Annotated in this window: 22 protein-coding genes and 1 pseudogene; 1 reads left to right on the forward strand and 22 read right to left on the reverse strand. The window is 30.2% G+C overall.

Features of this window, described 5'->3' with window-relative positions; all coding sequences use genetic code 11:
- Nucleotide 1 precedes the first annotated feature (1 nt).
- The 6 genes from mraY to bshC form a co-directional block, all read right to left on the reverse strand.
- Nucleotides 2-967 carry a phospho-N-acetylmuramoyl-pentapeptide-transferase gene (gene mraY / locus ACW5YJ_RS10095; protein ID WP_119613807.1) on the reverse strand — a complete coding sequence of 322 codons (966 nt, stop codon included), beginning with the start codon at nucleotides 965-967 and terminating at the stop codon, nucleotides 2-4.
- Nucleotides 968-1,183: 216 nt separating this feature from the next.
- Nucleotides 1,184-3,499, reverse strand: a complete 2,316-nt coding sequence (locus tag ACW5YJ_RS10100) for a penicillin-binding protein (RefSeq protein WP_107551541.1) — start codon at nucleotides 3,497-3,499, stop codon at nucleotides 1,184-1,186.
- Complete coding sequence (ftsL, locus tag ACW5YJ_RS10105) at nucleotides 3,480-3,872, reverse strand: cell division protein FtsL (protein ID WP_017724210.1); 393 nt, start codon at nucleotides 3,870-3,872, stop codon at nucleotides 3,480-3,482. The genes ACW5YJ_RS10100 and ftsL overlap by 20 nt, the downstream gene beginning before the upstream one ends.
- Nucleotides 3,873-3,886: 14 nt before the next feature.
- Nucleotides 3,887-4,822, reverse strand: a complete 936-nt coding sequence (gene rsmH / locus ACW5YJ_RS10110; RefSeq protein WP_017724209.1) for a 16S rRNA (cytosine(1402)-N(4))-methyltransferase RsmH — start codon at nucleotides 4,820-4,822, stop codon at nucleotides 3,887-3,889.
- Nucleotides 4,823-4,837: 15 nt separating this feature from the next.
- The gene (gene mraZ / locus ACW5YJ_RS10115) at nucleotides 4,838-5,269 is read right to left on the reverse strand and encodes a division/cell wall cluster transcriptional repressor MraZ (RefSeq protein WP_017724208.1); all 432 of its coding nucleotides are present in this window, start codon (nucleotides 5,267-5,269) and stop codon (nucleotides 4,838-4,840) included.
- A 148-nt stretch (nucleotides 5,270-5,417) separates the two neighbouring features.
- Complete coding sequence (gene bshC / locus ACW5YJ_RS10120; protein ID WP_457338133.1) at nucleotides 5,418-7,031, reverse strand: bacillithiol biosynthesis cysteine-adding enzyme BshC; 1,614 nt, start codon at nucleotides 7,029-7,031, stop codon at nucleotides 5,418-5,420.
- A gap of 270 nt (nucleotides 7,032-7,301) precedes the next feature.
- On the opposite strand from bshC, the gene ACW5YJ_RS10125 reads away from it, so the two are divergent.
- Nucleotides 7,302-7,748 carry an N-acetyltransferase gene (locus ACW5YJ_RS10125; RefSeq protein WP_017724206.1) on the forward strand — a complete coding sequence of 149 codons (447 nt, stop codon included), beginning with the start codon at nucleotides 7,302-7,304 and terminating at the stop codon, nucleotides 7,746-7,748.
- 133 nt (nucleotides 7,749-7,881) lie between these two features.
- On the opposite strand, the gene ACW5YJ_RS10130 is transcribed toward ACW5YJ_RS10125, so the two are convergent.
- The 16 genes and pseudogenes from ACW5YJ_RS10130 to ACW5YJ_RS10205 all read right to left on the reverse strand — a co-directional run bounded on the left by ACW5YJ_RS10130 (nucleotide 7,882) and on the right by ACW5YJ_RS10205 (nucleotide 18,205).
- Nucleotides 7,882-8,568 (reverse strand): YjjG family noncanonical pyrimidine nucleotidase, encoded by a 687-nt coding sequence (locus tag ACW5YJ_RS10130; RefSeq protein WP_119613811.1) that lies wholly within the window; start codon nucleotides 8,566-8,568, stop codon nucleotides 7,882-7,884.
- 116 nt (nucleotides 8,569-8,684) lie between these two features.
- Entirely contained in the window at nucleotides 8,685-8,819 is a 135-nt protein-coding gene (locus ACW5YJ_RS10135; RefSeq protein ID WP_017724204.1) for a beta-class phenol-soluble modulin, read from the reverse strand.
- 43 nt (nucleotides 8,820-8,862) lie between these two features.
- The gene (locus ACW5YJ_RS10140; protein ID WP_017724203.1) at nucleotides 8,863-8,997 is read right to left on the reverse strand and encodes a beta-class phenol-soluble modulin; all 135 of its coding nucleotides are present in this window, start codon (nucleotides 8,995-8,997) and stop codon (nucleotides 8,863-8,865) included.
- Between the two features lie 42 nt (nucleotides 8,998-9,039).
- Nucleotides 9,040-9,174, reverse strand: a complete 135-nt coding sequence (locus tag ACW5YJ_RS10145) for a beta-class phenol-soluble modulin (protein WP_017724204.1) — start codon at nucleotides 9,172-9,174, stop codon at nucleotides 9,040-9,042.
- 43 nt (nucleotides 9,175-9,217) lie between these two features.
- Complete coding sequence (locus ACW5YJ_RS10150; RefSeq protein ID WP_017724203.1) at nucleotides 9,218-9,352, reverse strand: beta-class phenol-soluble modulin; 135 nt, start codon at nucleotides 9,350-9,352, stop codon at nucleotides 9,218-9,220.
- Between the two features lie 41 nt (nucleotides 9,353-9,393).
- Nucleotides 9,394-9,528 (reverse strand): beta-class phenol-soluble modulin, encoded by a 135-nt coding sequence (locus ACW5YJ_RS10155; RefSeq protein ID WP_017724202.1) that lies wholly within the window; start codon nucleotides 9,526-9,528, stop codon nucleotides 9,394-9,396.
- Between the two features lie 477 nt (nucleotides 9,529-10,005).
- A complete protein-coding gene (locus ACW5YJ_RS10160; protein ID WP_457338134.1) occupies nucleotides 10,006-11,889 on the reverse strand; it encodes a DUF5776 domain-containing protein in 1,884 nt (627 codons plus the stop codon).
- A gap of 665 nt (nucleotides 11,890-12,554) precedes the next feature.
- Nucleotides 12,555-12,761 (reverse strand): annotated as a pseudogene (locus ACW5YJ_RS10165) (ABC transporter ATP-binding protein); the annotation flags it as partial.
- A gap of 33 nt (nucleotides 12,762-12,794) precedes the next feature.
- Nucleotides 12,795-12,962, reverse strand: coding sequence for a hypothetical protein (locus ACW5YJ_RS10170; protein ID WP_017724199.1), 168 nt, complete (start codon nucleotides 12,960-12,962; stop codon nucleotides 12,795-12,797).
- 700 nt (nucleotides 12,963-13,662) lie between these two features.
- Nucleotides 13,663-14,379 (reverse strand): trypsin-like serine peptidase, encoded by a 717-nt coding sequence (locus ACW5YJ_RS10175; RefSeq protein WP_457338135.1) that lies wholly within the window; start codon nucleotides 14,377-14,379, stop codon nucleotides 13,663-13,665.
- Between the two features lie 684 nt (nucleotides 14,380-15,063).
- Nucleotides 15,064-15,663 carry a hypothetical protein gene (locus ACW5YJ_RS10180; RefSeq protein ID WP_196583684.1) on the reverse strand — a complete coding sequence of 200 codons (600 nt, stop codon included), beginning with the start codon at nucleotides 15,661-15,663 and terminating at the stop codon, nucleotides 15,064-15,066.
- Between the two features lie 40 nt (nucleotides 15,664-15,703).
- A complete protein-coding gene (locus ACW5YJ_RS10185) occupies nucleotides 15,704-16,516 on the reverse strand; it encodes a hypothetical protein (RefSeq protein ID WP_196583685.1) in 813 nt (270 codons plus the stop codon).
- 14 nt (nucleotides 16,517-16,530) lie between these two features.
- Entirely contained in the window at nucleotides 16,531-16,716 is a 186-nt protein-coding gene (locus ACW5YJ_RS10190) for an XRE family transcriptional regulator (protein ID WP_196583686.1), read from the reverse strand.
- Nucleotides 16,717-16,873: 157 nt separating this feature from the next.
- Entirely contained in the window at nucleotides 16,874-17,032 is a 159-nt protein-coding gene (locus ACW5YJ_RS10195; protein WP_326016520.1) for a hypothetical protein, read from the reverse strand.
- Between the two features lie 46 nt (nucleotides 17,033-17,078).
- Entirely contained in the window at nucleotides 17,079-17,489 is a 411-nt protein-coding gene (locus ACW5YJ_RS10200) for a YolD-like family protein (RefSeq protein WP_457338136.1), read from the reverse strand.
- Between the two features lie 167 nt (nucleotides 17,490-17,656).
- Nucleotides 17,657-18,205 (reverse strand): hypothetical protein, encoded by a 549-nt coding sequence (locus ACW5YJ_RS10205; protein ID WP_196583689.1) that lies wholly within the window; start codon nucleotides 18,203-18,205, stop codon nucleotides 17,657-17,659.
- Nucleotides 18,206-18,305 lie beyond the last annotated feature (100 nt).

The raw sequence follows: 18,305 nt of genomic DNA on the forward strand, positions 1-18,305 counted from the left end.
TTTAGTTCACTCCAATCCATAAACCGATGAGTCCTGTAATCAAGCCTACTGTCCAGAATACTGTCGTTACTTTCTTCTCATTCCAACCAATTAATTCGAAATGATGATGTAGTGGTGACATTTTAAAAATACGTTTTCCAGTCAATTTGAATGAAGTTACCTGTATCATAACTGATAAGGTTTCTGCCACAAATACAAAACCAATGAAAATCAGTGACAATTCTTGGTTTAGCATAATAGAAATAGTAGCAAATATCCCACCTAATGCTAGACTGCCTGTGTCTCCCATAAAGACTCTAGCCGGATTTAAATTGAATGGTAAGAAACCAATCAATGCAAAAATCATAATCACACAGAACAATCCGATTGATGTTGCACCTTGTATGTAAGCCATAATTGCATACATTACAAAGCCAATGATAGATAATCCTGTCGCTAGTCCATCTAATCCATCTGTTAAATTAACTGCATTTGAAAAGCCTACTTGCCAAAAGACTATGAAAATTACATACGCAATTGAAAGTGGTACTTCAATATTTGTAAAAGGCAAATGAATTCCAGTAGAAAAATCAGTTAAGTTAAATACTTGGCTTAAAATAAAGAAGATAACTGCGATACCTATTTGAGCTAAGAATTTTTGTTTACTTGTTAAACCTTCATTGTTTTTCTTTACCACAATGATGTAATCATCAATAAATCCAATCAAACCAAAACCTACTGTTACAAATAATAACAAGATAACAGGATTAGAATTATCCATAAAAATGATTGCTAAAATCGAGGTTACAATAATACTAATGAGAAAAGTTAATCCACCCATAGTAGGTGTACCTGTTTTCTTCATGTGGCTCTGTGGGCCTTCTTCTCTAATACTTTGTCCAAATTTCATTCGTTTCAATGTTGGTATTAGTACTGGAACTAATATAAACGTGATTAACAGTGCGATAATTGCGAGTAAATAAACCATATTGTGCTCCTTTATTTATTTAATTGGATTAAGTCGTTATGCTCTTCGGTTAGCCATATATGTATTGAGATTAGTAGCTAATCAATTGAAACTGTTGCTACTTTATTGCAACGTTCAATGATTAGTCTACTTCTATTTCCACCTCAAAATTGATTACATAATAAGTTTTAAATTCTAATGCAATGTTCACATTCAGAATAATCAACTTAGCTCAGGTTATGATTCATTGTCTTTTGAATCTTTATTGTCATCTGAGTCTTTGTTTTCTTCTTTATCTTTTGAATCCTTGTTGTCTTCAGAGTCTTTTTGGTCATCTGAGTCTTTTTTCGAATCAGATTCAGCCTTTGAAGTTTGACCGTTTACATCTTCCGATGATAACGTTACTTCAATTTTATCTTTGCTACTTATTTTTTGTCCTTTAGTTACTGATTGGTTCGATACAAATCCGCTTCCTTTTGTTGTTACTTTAGTCTTAGTAAGTAACTCAAATGCGACAACCTCTTCTTTCGACCAACCTGTCATATCAGGCATTGTAACATCACTATCTGTCAGTAATAATACTTTAGTGTTAGGCAATACTTCTTTATTAGCGCTCACAGATTGCTTAGTAACTTTTTCTCCATTACCAATAACTATTGGTTTTAGAGACTTACCGTTTAGTTTATCTTGCGCTTTTTGAATTTCTTGTCCTTCAACGTTAGGAACTTCACTATATTTCACATCTGAGTTGTCTTTAGAATTTTTATCTCCAACATTTAAGTATTTGAGTGTATTTTCCATAATAGGTTTAAATGCTTTACTTACACCCATTTCATAGGCTTCTTGATCATTTTTTTGGGCTAAACTCATGCCAGCATAAACAATTACCTCAGGGTCATCTTTTGGTGCATCACCTATAAAGCTAACAAAATATGGGTTTTCACCTTCTGCATAACCACCATTGTCAGGGTCCGCAACTTGTGCTGTACCTGTTTTACCTGCAACATCATAACCATCAATTTGATAGTTCTTAGCATGGCTATCTTCACTATTTACAACTTTATCTAGCTCAGTACGCACTTTTTTAGCAGTATCTTTCGTTATAGGTTTACCGTCATATTCTTTCTTACCTTTATAAAAAGTATCTTTGCTAACAGGGTTCGTTATGTTATCAACGTACCAAGGTTTAATCATATTACCACCGTTAAAGAAGGCAGATTGTGCTTTAAGCATTTGCACTGGTGTTACCGTGGTAGATTGCCCGAATGCAGAAGTTTTCTGTTGCGCTTCATTATCCCAAGCGATACCGCCAGTTGCTTCACCATCAAACATACCATTTGTAGATTGACCGAAACCGAATTTCTCATACCAGTCTTTCATTTTATCTGCGCCAACTAAATCTTGCAGATGCATCATTAGTGTATTAGATGAATACGTGAATCCTAGTGACATTGGAATTTCTCCCCAACCCACTTTGTTCCAGTCAGAAATTTTTGATCCCATGACTTCTCTAGGTTCAGCTGTATATTTTTTATCTGGGTCAAATTTCCCTTCTTGAATAGCAGCTGCTAAGCCGTAAGACTTAAAGGTTGAACCGGGCTCATACGTGTTTTGATATAAATCATTCGCCCATTTCTTACCAAAGTCTTTTCCTGTTTCTGGATTAAATGTAGGTCGCTGACTAAATGCTAGTATTTCACCAGTATGTGCATCCATTACCACAGCGAATAAATCTTTCGGTTTATAATGTTCGACCATGCCATCTAAAGCCTCTTCAACAAATACTTGAATATTAGAATCTAGAGTTAAATGTACATCATCACCACGTTGAGGTGTTTTTTCTTTCTTAGTATTAGGTGCAATATAGCCCCAAATATCATGGATATAAGATAATGCCCCTTTTTGTCCAGATAAATAACTATCAAAAATTTTCTCAACGCCCATAGCACCTTTTAAATCACCGCTATCCGGATCTTTCTGAGCCATTCCAATTAAATGTGATGCAAAATTTCCATTAGGGTAAAAACGTTCAGTCTCTGGATAAAGCGTTACACCAGGTAACTTCATTTTTTCAATTTTTTCTTTTTCTTGATATGTTAAATCAGTTCCTTTTTGTCCAAATTCAACTTGGAACGCTTTTTTATTATCTAATTTGTCTTCAATCTCTTTAGCTGACATATCAATAACCGTTGCTAATTTCTTAGCTGTTTTCTTTTTATCTGTAACGTGTTTTGGCTTATCGCTACCTTCGCTTGCTTTTTTATCAATAACAGCAACGACTTTATACCGTTCTACATCTTCTGCCAAAATTTTTCCATTTCGGTCATAGATTTTTCCACGTTCAGGTTGTTGCTGGCTATTAACTAAATACTTTTCGTTCGCCTTCATAATTAAATCTTCGCCTGAAGAATGTCCAGTTAACATTATATATGAGTATCTTAAAACCAACGTAAAAAAGAGCAGTCCGAATCCAAGAATGAGTAGGACTGCCCCTATTTTACTTTGTTTAATAAGAAACTTGGGTTTTTTTAATCTAATTTTTCGCTTCGCCATTATTACGCACTACCTTTACATTGTCGTTCTTAAGGCTCATTCCTTCGTTTTTGGCCTTATCGTAAATGCGTTCATATGAAGAGTTCTTTTTAATTTCAGATTCTATTGCGCTATTTTCACTTGATTGTTTTTCGATTTTTGTATCTAAATCTGCAATTTTTCCTCGAGTATCATACGCATCCATTTTTAAAGATAGCATATAAATACTTATCAATGCAATTACTGTTATAAGTCCTATGTATAACATTTTCTCAAATTTTGTAAGTTTAACTACGACTTTGCGTTTTACGGTTTTGGGCTGGGTCGACGGTTGCGACTCAGGAATTTGTGTTTCTGGTTCATTATAAGGTTGATATATTTTTTCTACTGCCACTCAACATTCACTCCTTATTTTAATATTTCTGCCACACGTAACTTCGCACTACGCGCTCTATTATTATTTTCTAAATCTTCATCAGTAGCGGTAATAGGTTTACGGTTAACGCGTTTCAATTTAGGTGTGTATGCTTCGGGTATGACTGGCAATCCCCTTGGTACATCTGGCCCCTTTTCGTACTCTTGAAACATTTGCTTGCATAAACGATCTTCCAATGAATGGAAGGTTATGACTGAAATTCTACCATCAACTTTTACTAAATCTATCGCTTGTTCTAATGAGTCTTCAAATGATGATAATTCATCATTTACCGCTATTCTAATTGCTTGGAAAATTCTTTTTGCTGGATGCCCACCTTTGCGCCTTGCTTTGGCAGGTATACCTTCTTTTATGACATCAACAAGTTCTAATGTCGTTTCGATTGGCTGTTGTTCCCTGTTTTGTTCAATGCGTCGGGCAATTTGTTTAGCAAATTTCTCTTCCCCATAGCGATGGAAAATTTTTACTAATTTTTCAAACTCCCAATCATTAACGACTTCATGAGCTGATAATGATTGGGATTGATCCATACGCATATCCAACTTCGCATTGTGATGGTAACTAAACCCGCGCTCAGGTACGTCTAGTTGTGGACTAGAGACACCTAAGTCGTAATAAATACCATCAACTTTTTCAATATTCAAATCATTTAAAATTTCAGTTAATTTTCTAAAGTTGTTATGGACAAAGGTTACTTTATGCAAATGATCTTTTAAAACTTCTTTTGCATTTTCAATAGCCGTAGTATCTTGATCTATTGCTATCAGTCTTCCTTTGTCACCTAGTTGATTTATTAAATATAGTGCATGACCTGCTCCACCTAATGTACAGTCGACATACACGCCATCTTCTTTTATATTCAAATAATCAATGGTCTCTTTGAGCATTACGCTGACATGATGAAACAAAATAACGCCTCCATATTAAAAATCAAAGTCAATTAAGTCTTCAGCAATATCTTCAAAACTATCTTCAGATTCATCATAGAAGCTGTTCCAAGTTTCTCTATCCCAAATTTCTATTCTATTTGAGACACCTATTACTGTACATTCCTTACTTAAGTTTGCATATTGGCGTAAGTTCTGCGGAATGTTAATACGCCCTTGTTTATCAAGTTCCACTTCAACAGCACCAGAAAAGAACATACGCATAAATTTACGTGCATCTTTTTTAGTCATTGGTAAGGTTTTCATTTTTTCTTCAATAACTTGCCATTCTTCTAAAGTATAACCAAATAAACATTTATCAAGGCCTCGAGTGATTATAAAACGTTCATTTAAGTCATAACGAAATTTTGATGGAACAATCATGCGTCCTTTTGTATCCAACTGATGTTCGTATTCTCCCATGAACATTTATAATCACCTCACCTTCTCATATATATAATTTACCACATCTCACCACTATCCTCCACTAATTATACAATATTCACCAAAATTTATCGTTTTACATAAAAAAATGCCCGATTCATCTTTTTGATGAATCGGGCTAAATCTTGTGGCTCTAAGGTTTAATGATGATATGATCAAAAGTGTAAGAAAGTGGTGGATAGGTGGAGGGACTGAACACATCCATCCCAAAATCATTCATAATTTGTAGCGGATTCCAGATTCTTTCTTGTAATCCTCCCATTGGATGGAGCACTTCACTTAATTCTTTAAAATGTTTAATGCTAATTTTATTTTCTCGTTCTATATTTAATAAATATCTGTTAATTAAATAATCATATTGTTTCTGGTGTATTTCACTATTTTTATCCAATAATTGTTTATTATCATTGCTATTAGCTACTTCAGCTTGCAATGTTTGATATAACTGATATTGTTGTTCTTTCAAACGCTCTATTTGATTTATAAACTCTTGTGAAGCTTGAGCACGCACGAACTGCGCTTTATCATCTTCAATACCTTTTTCGATAATTGAATTTCTATCTAATTGATATTGTTGAATTAGTTTTTCAGTTCTCTCATATAAATAGCTAATACGCAAACGTGGCAATACAATCGGCATTGTTACATCTAACGTTTTAAATACATCACTTAATTCAGTCCAATATTTGATTTCACTTGGTCCACCCACAAAAGCAACTGTATTAAATAACCATTCTTCCATAACTGGTCTAGTAACAACATTATTTGAAAAGAGCTGCGGATCAGAATCCACTATTTTTAATAATTCCTCTTTCGAAAAATATTTATCTGATTTATTCAAATAAAATTTATCATCTTTAAAAGTTAATAATTGCCTCATATTGCCATCATGCATGAATATATGGACATTCGTATCTGTTTGAATCATTTGTTCTAATCCATTTGCAACGGTTTGCTTTTGTGTATTTCTAAACGCTTCATCTACTTCACTATGATGTTCAATAATATGCTTAATAAATGGTTGTTCCAAACTTCTTAAATTAGCATTATTTGCATCTATAATTAACAAGCCATAAAACTTAAATACTTCGTGTAACAAAGCTTTAAACATATCTGTCCAGCTATCATTCTCTTCAATAATGTCATTACACATTTTTAATAATGGTTTAGAGTGTGCTGTTTCGGTCATTTGTTTAAAAAATTGTTGTAAAGTTTCTTTTAATTGTGCTTTATCAGGATAATACCTAGAAACACTAGTTTCAGGAGGTGTCATTGTATGATATTTTATTTTTTGCAATTTAGCATATTGTGTATTATAAGCATAAGTATGATTAACTTCATCAAAATCATGATCTTCCCCAGCAATCCAAAATACAGGAACCACGTTTTTATCATGTTCTTTCGATAATTTCTCACTTAACGTAATAATAGAAAAGATTTTATGGAAAGTATATAGTGGCCCACCGAACAAACCGGCTTGTTGCCCTCCAATAATCACCTTCGCACCGTCATTTAATAATGCAATATTTCTTTCTTGTTGTTCTGTTAAAGATAAATCACTCATATATTCTTTTATGATATTAGCTAATTCAACTTCTCTGCCATTATTAGAAGCTGTTAAGCGTTCATAATAACTCTTTTCATCCATGGCATCTAAGTTGTAAAACTGTCCTAGCGTTGAATCACTTTTTTTTAGTTTTGATATAAATTGATCTTTTTCATTGAGTTTTGTCGTCATACAATCCATGCGTAATTCTCCTTATGTTACTCTATTCCTAATCAGTATAAAGTTTATATCCAATATTGACAATTATACGGCTTACAAATATCAAATTTTCAAATAGAAGCCATACAATACGCTTAAACATTAATGTTGCAACTGTTCAAATTTTTTATGTTTAGATAGTTTTAAAAACGATAATAAATTAACAAAATAGAGTTTCAAGCAGTCATTTTTGTGAAAAAACTCATAAAATAAGGTATAATAATCTTTAATAATACAAAGGGGGAAGATGCAATGACTAGCGTAAAGCGTCTTGATATTAATTACAGAACTGACGAATTATTCGAAGATTTTAGGAACTTTGGAAATGGAGATTTATATTTAGTCGATGAGCTTCGTGGTGAGATGATTGATGCAAGTTCAGATTCACCATTTTATGGCATTTATGTCGGCGATCGATTAGGTGCAAGGATGGCTCTATATCGTAAAGGTGATGTAGAAGAGAAACACTTCCCTAATTTCGACGATTATAATGTATTGTGGAAATTAGAGGTTTTACGTGATTTCCAAAATCGAGGTTACGGTAAAGCATTGTTAGATTTCGCTAAGAATCAGGGATTACCAATTAAAGTAATTGCACGTAATCAATCAAAACAATTTTTCATCAAACACGGTTTCACTGATTTAGAAGAAGCCAACAAAGAAGGCCATGATGTTTTAGTATGGTCACCGGATCAATAATTTAAATTTATTTTAATAAGCATTTACTCTATTATCAATTGTGAACTCATTATAATTCTTTAAGAACACAGAGCAATATAAAAGCGGGTCTTTGAAATCAATTTTTAAAATTATGATTTCTGTCCCGCCTTTTTTATTGAATATGAACCACAATTTCATCTAATGAAGAAATTGTATAATCAGGTCTTATTGTTGTCTCATTCACATTTTTTCTAGGGTTAAACCAACAAGTTGCTATTTCAGCATTTTTGCCTCCTAATATATCGGAAGTCACTGAATCACCAATAATCATTGATTCTTTACGTTTTTCTTCTCCAATTTTATCAAATACATAATCAAAAAACTCTGGCATTGGCTTTTGATATCCTGTTTGTTCTGATACAAACACACCTTTAAACCAATGACCGATGTTAGTTTTCTCAATTCTACGTTCCTGTGTTTCTAAAACACCATTAGTGACTATATACAAATCATAATTATCTTTTAAAATATCTAGTGTTTCAACCGTATTTGTAAAATGTTTAATAGGTGCATTGGCTAACTCATCTCTAAATATAAAATCTGCTTCCACGCCATCTATTACTAAATCATGTAATTTAAAGTACGCTTCAAACCTTTTACTTAACACTTCATCTTTAGTAAGCTCATTTTTTTGAAATGCATCCCAGTGCGCTTGGTTAACTTTCATGAAGACTTCTAAATCTTCTTTATTTGTTTTTAAGTTATAATTTTTTGTCAATTTATCAAATGCGAAAGTTTCAGCATCATGAAAATCTACTAATGTATCATCAAAATCTATAAGTAAGTTTTTGATTGTCATTTAAACCCTCCTCCGTTCATCACTAATAATCTTTAACCATTTCAGTATACACATTTTTTACACATAAAAAAATGGCCAAGGTTATCACCCTGACCATTGTATATATTATTGAAAAACTAGAATCCGAATAATTTTGATACTAAACCTACACCATTTTCCACGATGCTTACGATACTTGTTCCTAATTTAGCGCCGTCTCCTGCGATACCTGCTTGTACTGTTTCTTTGATTGCTTCAAATAATCCTGCCATAATTAATTACCCCTTTAATTTGTATTTTTTATTTATAAAAGACTTATAGTCCAAATAGTTTTCCTACTAAACTTGCACCACTTGATACGATATCTACAATACTTGAACCTAAATCTGCACCATTACCTGATTTCGCTGCTTCTACTGTGTTTGCAATTGCTTCTGCTAATTTAGTCATTTGAATGTCTCCTTCATTAATTAATTTATATTAAATTAAAATCTAGAATCCGAATAATTTTGATACTAAACCTACACCATTTTCCACGATACTTACAATGCTTGTTCCTAATTTAGCGCCGTCTCCTGCGATACCTGCTTGTACTGTTTCTTTGATTGCTTCAAATAATCCTGCCATAATTAATTACCCCTTTAATTTGTATTTTTTATTTATAAAAGACTTATAGTCCAAATAGTTTTCCTACTAAGCTTGCACCACTTGATACGATATCTACAATACTTGAACCCAAATCTGCACCATTACCTGATTTCGCTGCTTCTACTGTGTTTGCAATTGCTTCTGCTAATTTAGTCATTTGAATGCTCCTTCATTAATTAATTTATATTAAGTTAAAATCTAGAATCCGAATAATTTTGATACTAAACCTACACCATTTTCCACGATACTTACAATGCTTGTCCCTAATTTAGCGCCATCTCCTGCGACACCAGCTTGAACTGTGTTTTTAATTGCTTCGAATAAACCTTCCATTGTAAACACTCCTCGTTAAAATTTAATTATTATGACTGTTTTTATATTGAAAACGATGCTTTTAATTAATTATTTTGTTTAGCTATCGTTCCTTACATTCACTATAAGATAATACGAAATTAAATTGTCTGTTTTTTCTTACTTAACTATAAATTTGCTTTATCTGTTAATTTATTCAATTTACAAAACAGTTTTGAATTCCTAAGTGTATTATGCACAATTAAATCAACCACAACTATGTAAATTTAATATTAAAACAGTATTTCGAATTCATTAATATTGATAGACAATTCAAAACGCTGCTTATATTTCATTTTTATTTTTAAATAAAAAGTAATGATTTAATGAGAATATGAATTAAAATTTAACATCACACCTTATATGGTTATGTAATAGAAAAAGCTATAAAGACATCTATACAGATATATTCATAGCTTAAATTCCATTATTTATTATATGTTAAATATCTTTGAAAATTCATGTTTCCGTTACAAACCCAAGATTTGCCGTAATAAAGGTGCCACGGTTAGTTTTGAGTCTTGGTGTACCTTTAGAGGACAAAACTATTTTTTGAATTTCTAAATTATCACCTGAATTTAAAATATTAACTGGTTCGCCCTCAAAATTTCTATTTTTGTACTCTTTACATTTCTTCAATACAGTAACATCATTAGGTTTACGACATATATACTTACCTTCTTTGTCTTTATCAACAGGGTACACATTCTTTTTATTAGCAGTTAAGTAATAACCATCAGATGTGATAAATCTTGGCGTACCTTTAGCAGTTTTCACAAGATCTACAATATCTACCAATTCTCCAATTTCTAAACTTTTTTCAGCAAGTTGTTTAAATTCAACATCTTTATATAAATTCGCTTTTTTAACAAGCGATATCGAATTCGGTTTATATGTTAAATATTCGTTTAAACTATTAGCTTTATTTCTAGATTTTGTTGCCGATACAAACTCGGCTTTAAAATTTTGTCTGTTTAAACTTGCCCTTTGACTTGCATTAGGTAAATTCATATTCACATAAATTGATTTGTATCCATCATAGATTAAGGATATATTGAATGCAAAATCACATTGGTTCAAATCTTCCGTATCGATATAAATATAATTATTATTCATTTCAAAATTGATAGTCACATCATGTATTTCATTATTTATTTCATTCAGCATTACTTTATCAATAATTGTTTGATCATCTTTATATACACGAATTACATCTTTAAAAGCTCCCTCTATTAAATGTGTACCTTCATATACAGCAAATACTGGATCTTTAATTGGTAAAGCATCACTTAAAGTTTCTGGCATTAAGAAATGGACTCGATTATTTTTAACAAATTTATTTGCTTTACCACCTTGTTGTAATATATTTATAAATTCTATTAATTTTTGATATTCTTTATCCTTTAAAAATTGATAGATATTTTTAAATGTATCAGTCAATAAATAATCTTCAATATTTTTACCATATGATGCTAACATTAATACCATTTCATCAAATAGTTCATAAAATACGGGTTTATTTTCAGCTTTTAAAAACCTAGTATTTTTAAATAATCGTGACATATAATCAACTTCCACAATTCGACTAATCGCTTGAAACTCTGCGTTACTTGGAAGTTCAAGTTTCAAAACTTCACCTAAAATTGTTAAATTTAATTTAGTTTTTTCATTTATATCTGTTTGACCAACTAATGATTGATTATACGTATAACGATTCACGTGATAAGTCGGTTTAGGATTCATTGAAGCTGTCTTACATTTAGATATTGCTTCTATAAAAAATAATTTATCTTCGCCGTATTTCATATGTTTAAAATAAATTTCATTATCAATGATAATATCACGCTTAATTATTTTGCCCGGTGGACCAACTGCTCTAAATATTTTTTCAATTTCGTATGGAACCAAATCATTATCATTTTTATAAGAACTAAATCTCCCAATTTTCTTTATAGCTTTTTCTGAATGTTTAACACTTTGGCCAAACGCTACATCAGAATGATGAACTTTTGCTTGATTTAATAATATTGGGAGCCCTTCCGGATCTAACCAATCATCAGCATCTAAGAAAGTTATATATTCACCTGTAGCCTTCTTCATACCTATATTTCTAGGCTCAGATGGGCTACCTGTATTTTCAGCTAATTGTATTACCTTTATAAAATCATATTTAGTAGCAAATGATTCAACAATTTCTAATGAATTATCACTTGAACGATCATCAACGAAAATTGCTTCTATTTTATCTTTATTGATATTAAGTTTATTGATAGATTCTATACACGTTTCTAGAAAATACGCTTTGTTGTATACAGGTACTATGATAGTTAGTAATTTTTCCAATTCAATAATCTCCTTTTAATTCGTTTTTTGTATTAAAACTATTTATATTGATTATCAAAATGTGTATTTCCTTTCGCAATTGAACTACTCAATATGGAGATATGTTTTATACAAACCCTTAATTATTATTTTAAATAAAGCGCATTAATTAAGATAACATAATTTAATAACTCGCAACACAAATAACCTATTTGATATAAATTTAAAATCAAAGTTCTTACTATTAAATTTATTTACACTTTTCAATTTATTTTCAAACAATCATTTTGAAAATAATACACAAAAAATAACCACCTTCCAAGGGAGAAGGTGGCTCAAAAAGAATGAAGTAATGGAGTACTTCATAACACTATTTTATTACGTACAACAAAATTGTTCAATGCTTTTTACAATAACTTAACATTTCTCTTGTCAAAACTCTCAAAATTGATGGTATACAGCGTCAAATAATATTTAATTTTCTAGATAAAAATTGATACATATTTATAATTACTTATATCTTTATTTGCAAATATTCCATGAACTTTCCTCAATATATTTAAATGCATAGATTAAACATCTATAATAATCATCAACCTTATGATTGATTTTTTATAGTTATAAAATCTTAATACATTCCTCATGTTTGAAGTAACGTATGATGATTACGCGTTGAATTATTTGACTTCATTAAGTACGAGAATCTCATTAGTACTTTTAATTGTTCCTATCTTATGTGCGATAGTCATTAAAGTTTTACCTTTACTTAACTCATCAATTGCTTGTTGTATGAGGTATTCATTTTCTGGATCAATGCTTCCAGTCACTTCATCTAAAATAATAATAGGCGCGCCTTTCAAAATAACTCTAGCAATGGCAATTCTTTGCTTTTCTTATTGTAGAAGTGATAATGGATGATCATATTTTTATCCAGTAAAGTTCATATTTTCTAAAATATCTTCGGCTTGTGCTTCATCTACTTGAATATTTAGCAATTGCAGTTCTTGTTCTAAGTTTTCTATAAATAACTGTGTATTTGCATCCTGAGAGACTATGTAACTCTGCTTTAACAAGCCTTTTTTTCTAAGCAACAATATTGTGTTTTCAAATCTTCTTTTAAATCTTTCAAATCATCATCGTGATTACTTCTTTTATTTTCAATTACCGCGAATCTATTTACATTTTCTTAAATTCTGACGTGGTTTTACATTCTAATAAAGCATCTTCACAGACAACTTAATGATCTAAATTCGCGATTATATAATCATATTTGGTTCTTTAACAAAGAACCAATTTCGTTTTCTATTGTACTTCATTGTAGACAAAATAAAAGAAATCCCGTCGTAACGGGGTTTCTAAGTTTGAATTGTGCGCTATTTAACGCTATTAGTGTCCTGGGAGGGCTACTATATTGCCCGTATTATTAGTGTTTTCGGTGTTTCAGTGCCATTCCAGTGTCATAAAAATTTTGAGTATCTATTTCTTACATTTAATGGTAGAAACTAGGTTCAATATTTATCTTTACTTGATATTTAATTATTAATATTCAAGTGTTCAACGGGATCGTATATATTGATTTTGTGAGTGTTCGTCATTGTCAATAAAGACTGTAATATCAATGTTTCTGGAGGTTTTATATAGAATTAATGTTTCTAAGTGTTTGTCCTTTTCTATTTAATCTGCCCTTTTTTTGCCCTTAAAAAGTCCACCTAAATGAATAGGTGGACTTTAACGTATATATTAACTTTTATGCAAAATTATGGTTATTAAGTATAATAACTAAATGATAGCAACTTACTTTTCTACTTGTGATTGAATAAAGTTTTTTACTTCAGCTGAAAAATATACCCCATGAGTGTTTTCACTTCCCGATTGACCATTACCTGACTTACTGCCTCCTCTAAGCATACCTATTACTTCATTATTTGAATTTAAAATTGGAGACCCTGAATTCCCAGGTTCAGCAAATGCATCCATAAAAACCAAACCATCGTTTATTGCTTTTACACTTCCTGTTGATTGCATTAATTTAAACCCATTACTTGGAGGTTTTGGATATCCTATTATTGATATCCTTTCATTGATATTAGCTTTTTCTGCTAAGGGTAGTATCCCAACTTTTTCGCTAAAATTGAATCCTTCATTACTTTTTCCGTGAACATGTATTACTACTATATCTTCTTTTCCTGGATATTGAACTATGTCTTTAATGAAATAAATACCACCATTGGCAGTATATCCAGTTGGATGTGCAGCAATTCTATCCCCTACTTTATAATATTTAGCAACGTGTTTATTTGTAACTATAGTATTTTTTCCAACAGCAAATGCTGTTGCTGATCTAAATGCAAATACTGAATTATAAGGTGAAACATTGCCGTCTTTTATTTCACTTACATTACGCTCTGCCTTTGCTATTGACTGAAAACTATTTGAAATACTGTCTACTGCTCCGACTGAAGTAATAACAGTTAATGCAACCAAACTTTTTATTACTATATTTTTATTCATATAAAATCTCCTTTTATTTAATTTTCAAAGTATATAGATACAACTTAATAATATCATTATCTTTATTTTTATTGTGTGTATTTTTCGTGAATTCTATATTATTTTTAACTCTTATTTTTTTAAAACAAGTTATTTTTTTCATTGCTATTATATTTAGTATTATTATATAATGATTAATTGTGTTGTTTATTAATTGTAATCCTCTTCAATAGTTAAAGCCCACTTAAATGAATAGGTAGGCTTTTGCGTATTCTTATAGTTTTTCTATAGTAATGAATTTTGCTTTTTGGACATTTGATTTCCCAGTCATTAGGTCAGTCACAGTTTGACGAGGTAAATCAAATTTTTAGATATACTATAAGCTATTTCGTTTTCGAATAATTTACCCATCTTCTGATTTACTTCTTTGATTGCGTCCTTTTTAACACAATATATTCTACTTCTTTTAATTAGCAAATCCTATCAGAACTTTATGTTCTTCTAGTGTTTAGGTACCATTTATAATTTATGTTAAAGAAATACTAATTTCATATGAAGATAACAAAATTTACATTAGTTCATAAAAGCAAAAAACATCGAAACCTATAATATCAAGGTTTTCGATGTTTTAAGAAAGCTCAAATTATGTAATTAACGGAGAGTGAGGGATTCGTAAATCTTTGTTTTAGTAGTGTTACAAAGATTTTATTGCCCGTTTGTTGTCCGTTTAAACTTTTCTTTTATCCATTTGGTAATTTGATTTTTAGTTTTATTTGTTAATTCTTTCTTTTCTGTCCGTATTAAAACTCCTAATTTTTCTGACAGTTCATAGTTTTTACTACCAATATTTTCTTCACATTCACTTGCAATTTCTTTTAACTCTGCTTTTTCAATCTTATTCACTCTATACTCAAGAGTAGCTTTTCTTTGGTTGTTTATAGTATCCGTTATTTCATTAGTGATTTTTTCAATATCTTTAATTAATGACGTGCTAAATTCCGATTGATAAATATAAAAAATCAAATTATTATGCGCTTTATTTGTTTCAATTAATTTTTTAGATATATCAAAAGTTTTGATTTCATTGACTGAATACCTCATTAAATCCATATTATACGCAGTTATAGCATCAACATAATTTCTTTGAGCATCATTCAAATTCGTAATCCATTTATTTTGTTCTTCTAACTTAATTTGCACATATATTTCTTTACTTTTTATTTGAAAATTAGTTATTGCTGTAAATAGTGCCGCTATTACACTTGAAGATAATATAATCGCAATTGTACTTAATATTATTAACACTCCTTTTATTTAATCCACCTATTCATTTAGGTGTTGTATTTTAATCTTTATATAGTTTAGTATATTCTTTAATTAAATCATCTCTATTTTTGTATTTCATATTATTGAATGAACAATTAACCTTATCAAAAATTTTTTCGACTTTTTCTTTTTTATCATTAAAAAAAACTTTGTTTTTTTTAATGATTAAATCGATTTGGATTTTTTCTATTATTTCTTCTCGTTTATCGTTACTAAATAGCAAGGAAATATTCTTTTTATTATCTACAGAGTAATGCTCCCATAAATTTATAGATTCTATTGGAATATCATTCTTTTCTACACTCTTGATTAATCTACGTGTTTCATCATAATTAATAATCCCTTTTATTTCATTATTAAAGTTATTAGAGTTTTCATAAAGGGTTCGAATATCAGAATATAAAATGATAGAAGTTTGACTTAGGTATTCATCTTTAACTTTGCTTAAAATTTCTTTAGTTTCATTAGATGTACGTTGCAGTTGTCTCAAACCATCTGGCTCTAAAAATCCCCCACCTCTAATCAGTTTGTTAATAAAATTTATTTTCCTTTCAACATACTCCATATTTTCTAAAACATCTAGATTTATTTCCATATTTTTACTTAAATCATTCATTTTTATTTCTTGTTTAAATAACTTTCTTGATTCGCTACCAGCTATTTTAGCACCAAAATACGCGCCTAAGAAAGTTGTAATCAATCCCATTATGCCTACTATAATTTCTGCTTGTTCAAAGCTTTTCCACATTTTAAATCTAAATAGAATTAAAATTAAAATTATTAATAATTGCGCGACCAAGCCAATGATAAATATTTTAAAAAATGCCTTCATAATTTCTAAACCGCCTATTCATCTAGATGGATTTTCGCATATTCATACAATGCTACACCTTTTTCAAAACTTAAATTTTCAAGCTTCCTTTCACCTCTGCGTATGCGTCTAATAGAAGATGCATCAACGCCAGTAGCTTTTTCTATTTCAGACGCACTTATATCAGATTCTATTAATTTTTTTACTGTTTCTATTATCATAAAATTTAGTGAACCGTTTATTTGTTTACTTTAATAAAAAGTATATTGCGATTGCTAAAACGCTAAAACCAATTACATAATTTAAAAATGTTCTAATTCTTATTTTAGTTAGATTTGTCATTTTTATCACCTCGATATATAATAAGGTGGAAGGGGATTAACTCCCCAACCAATATTTTAGTAGTGAAGCAATGGTTGCTATCCCTAAGCAGTAATTTCGGAAGGTTCTGCTTTTGGTTTCTGCAATCGTTGCTTCTTTTTCTTTCCGTTCTAAACGGTTCACTGTTTGCCACCTCCTTACTACACTTCTTATCATACAGGACAATCGTCCTTTTATCAATCCTTTCTTCCCTTTTTTTAAATTATTTTATCTCGACAATATCTAACAAATTAACCTTACTGAAACCACTTTCTTCATATAAATGGAGTGTTTGTGTGTGAACATCTACTTTGTGTATGTAAACTTTTTTAGTTTTAATATAACCATCTACAAAATAACGCAATTCAATTGTTGGGTCGTGATACATTTTTAATATCAACTTATCATTTAGATCATTCAATTGGTGATTGCTTAGTATGGGTTTATCAATTTTATTTTGGTCTTGTATGTATTGTTCTAGTTGTTCATATTGTTCAGGCATTGTTTTGAAGGGTTGCCATTTAACCATTCCACGTCCTTGTGGTATACGTGGATTAAGATATTCTCTAGGTATATTACGATAATCAGTTTCATATTTATATTCATCCGGTGCGTCTGGATTTATTATTTTCATTTTACCATCTCATGAACATAATAGAACACTTGTTCGTATAAGTAAAGATGTAATTTACATATAAATAGACATAAAAAATAACCACCCAGTGACATGTGTGGGTGGTATTATATATAGTATCAAGACAAGAAGAAACTCGTTTCACTCGTTCCTAAAACAACAAAAAATCATCTAAATTTAGAACGAATCTCATCAAGAGTTTCATTTTCTAAAGTAGTAAGATTTTTAAGTGATGTTCTTTTGTATTTACACTTGGGACATTTATATTTATAAAATCCCCAATAAGTTCGAGTATCTTTCATCTTTCTCTTATCATTAGGACAATAAGGACCCCTAACTTCACCTATTTTAACTTCTTTTAAATCTTCAAATCTAACTTTTTCCAAATCATTACTCATCCAAGGCTCTGAAAGATAATCAAAAAAAACATCCCATTTGAAACCAAAACATTCCATTTTTATAGACCCTTTATAATCTTGCATTACAAAAAATCCAGATGGATCATCTTGCAATTTGTCTATGCGTTTTTTTATAATAAAACGAACTACTAGAATAAACAAAAGCAACAAAAACCAATAAAAATAAAATTTATATTTAATCAGAAAATCAAAACTTATAACTTTAAAACTCAAAATATACACTAAAAAATTAGTAATTAACGCAACTAAAAATGAAATACCTAAATCATATAAAAAAGCCCTAAATTTTGAATTCATAATAACCTCCTTAAAATTATTTTACTACAAGGCCTAATACATATTTAGATTTCACTTACTAAAAATGTTTTATTCCAATTGCTTTATTGACGTTGAGCCT

Source organism: Staphylococcus sp. mip270_02 (genome assembly GCF_054031535.1).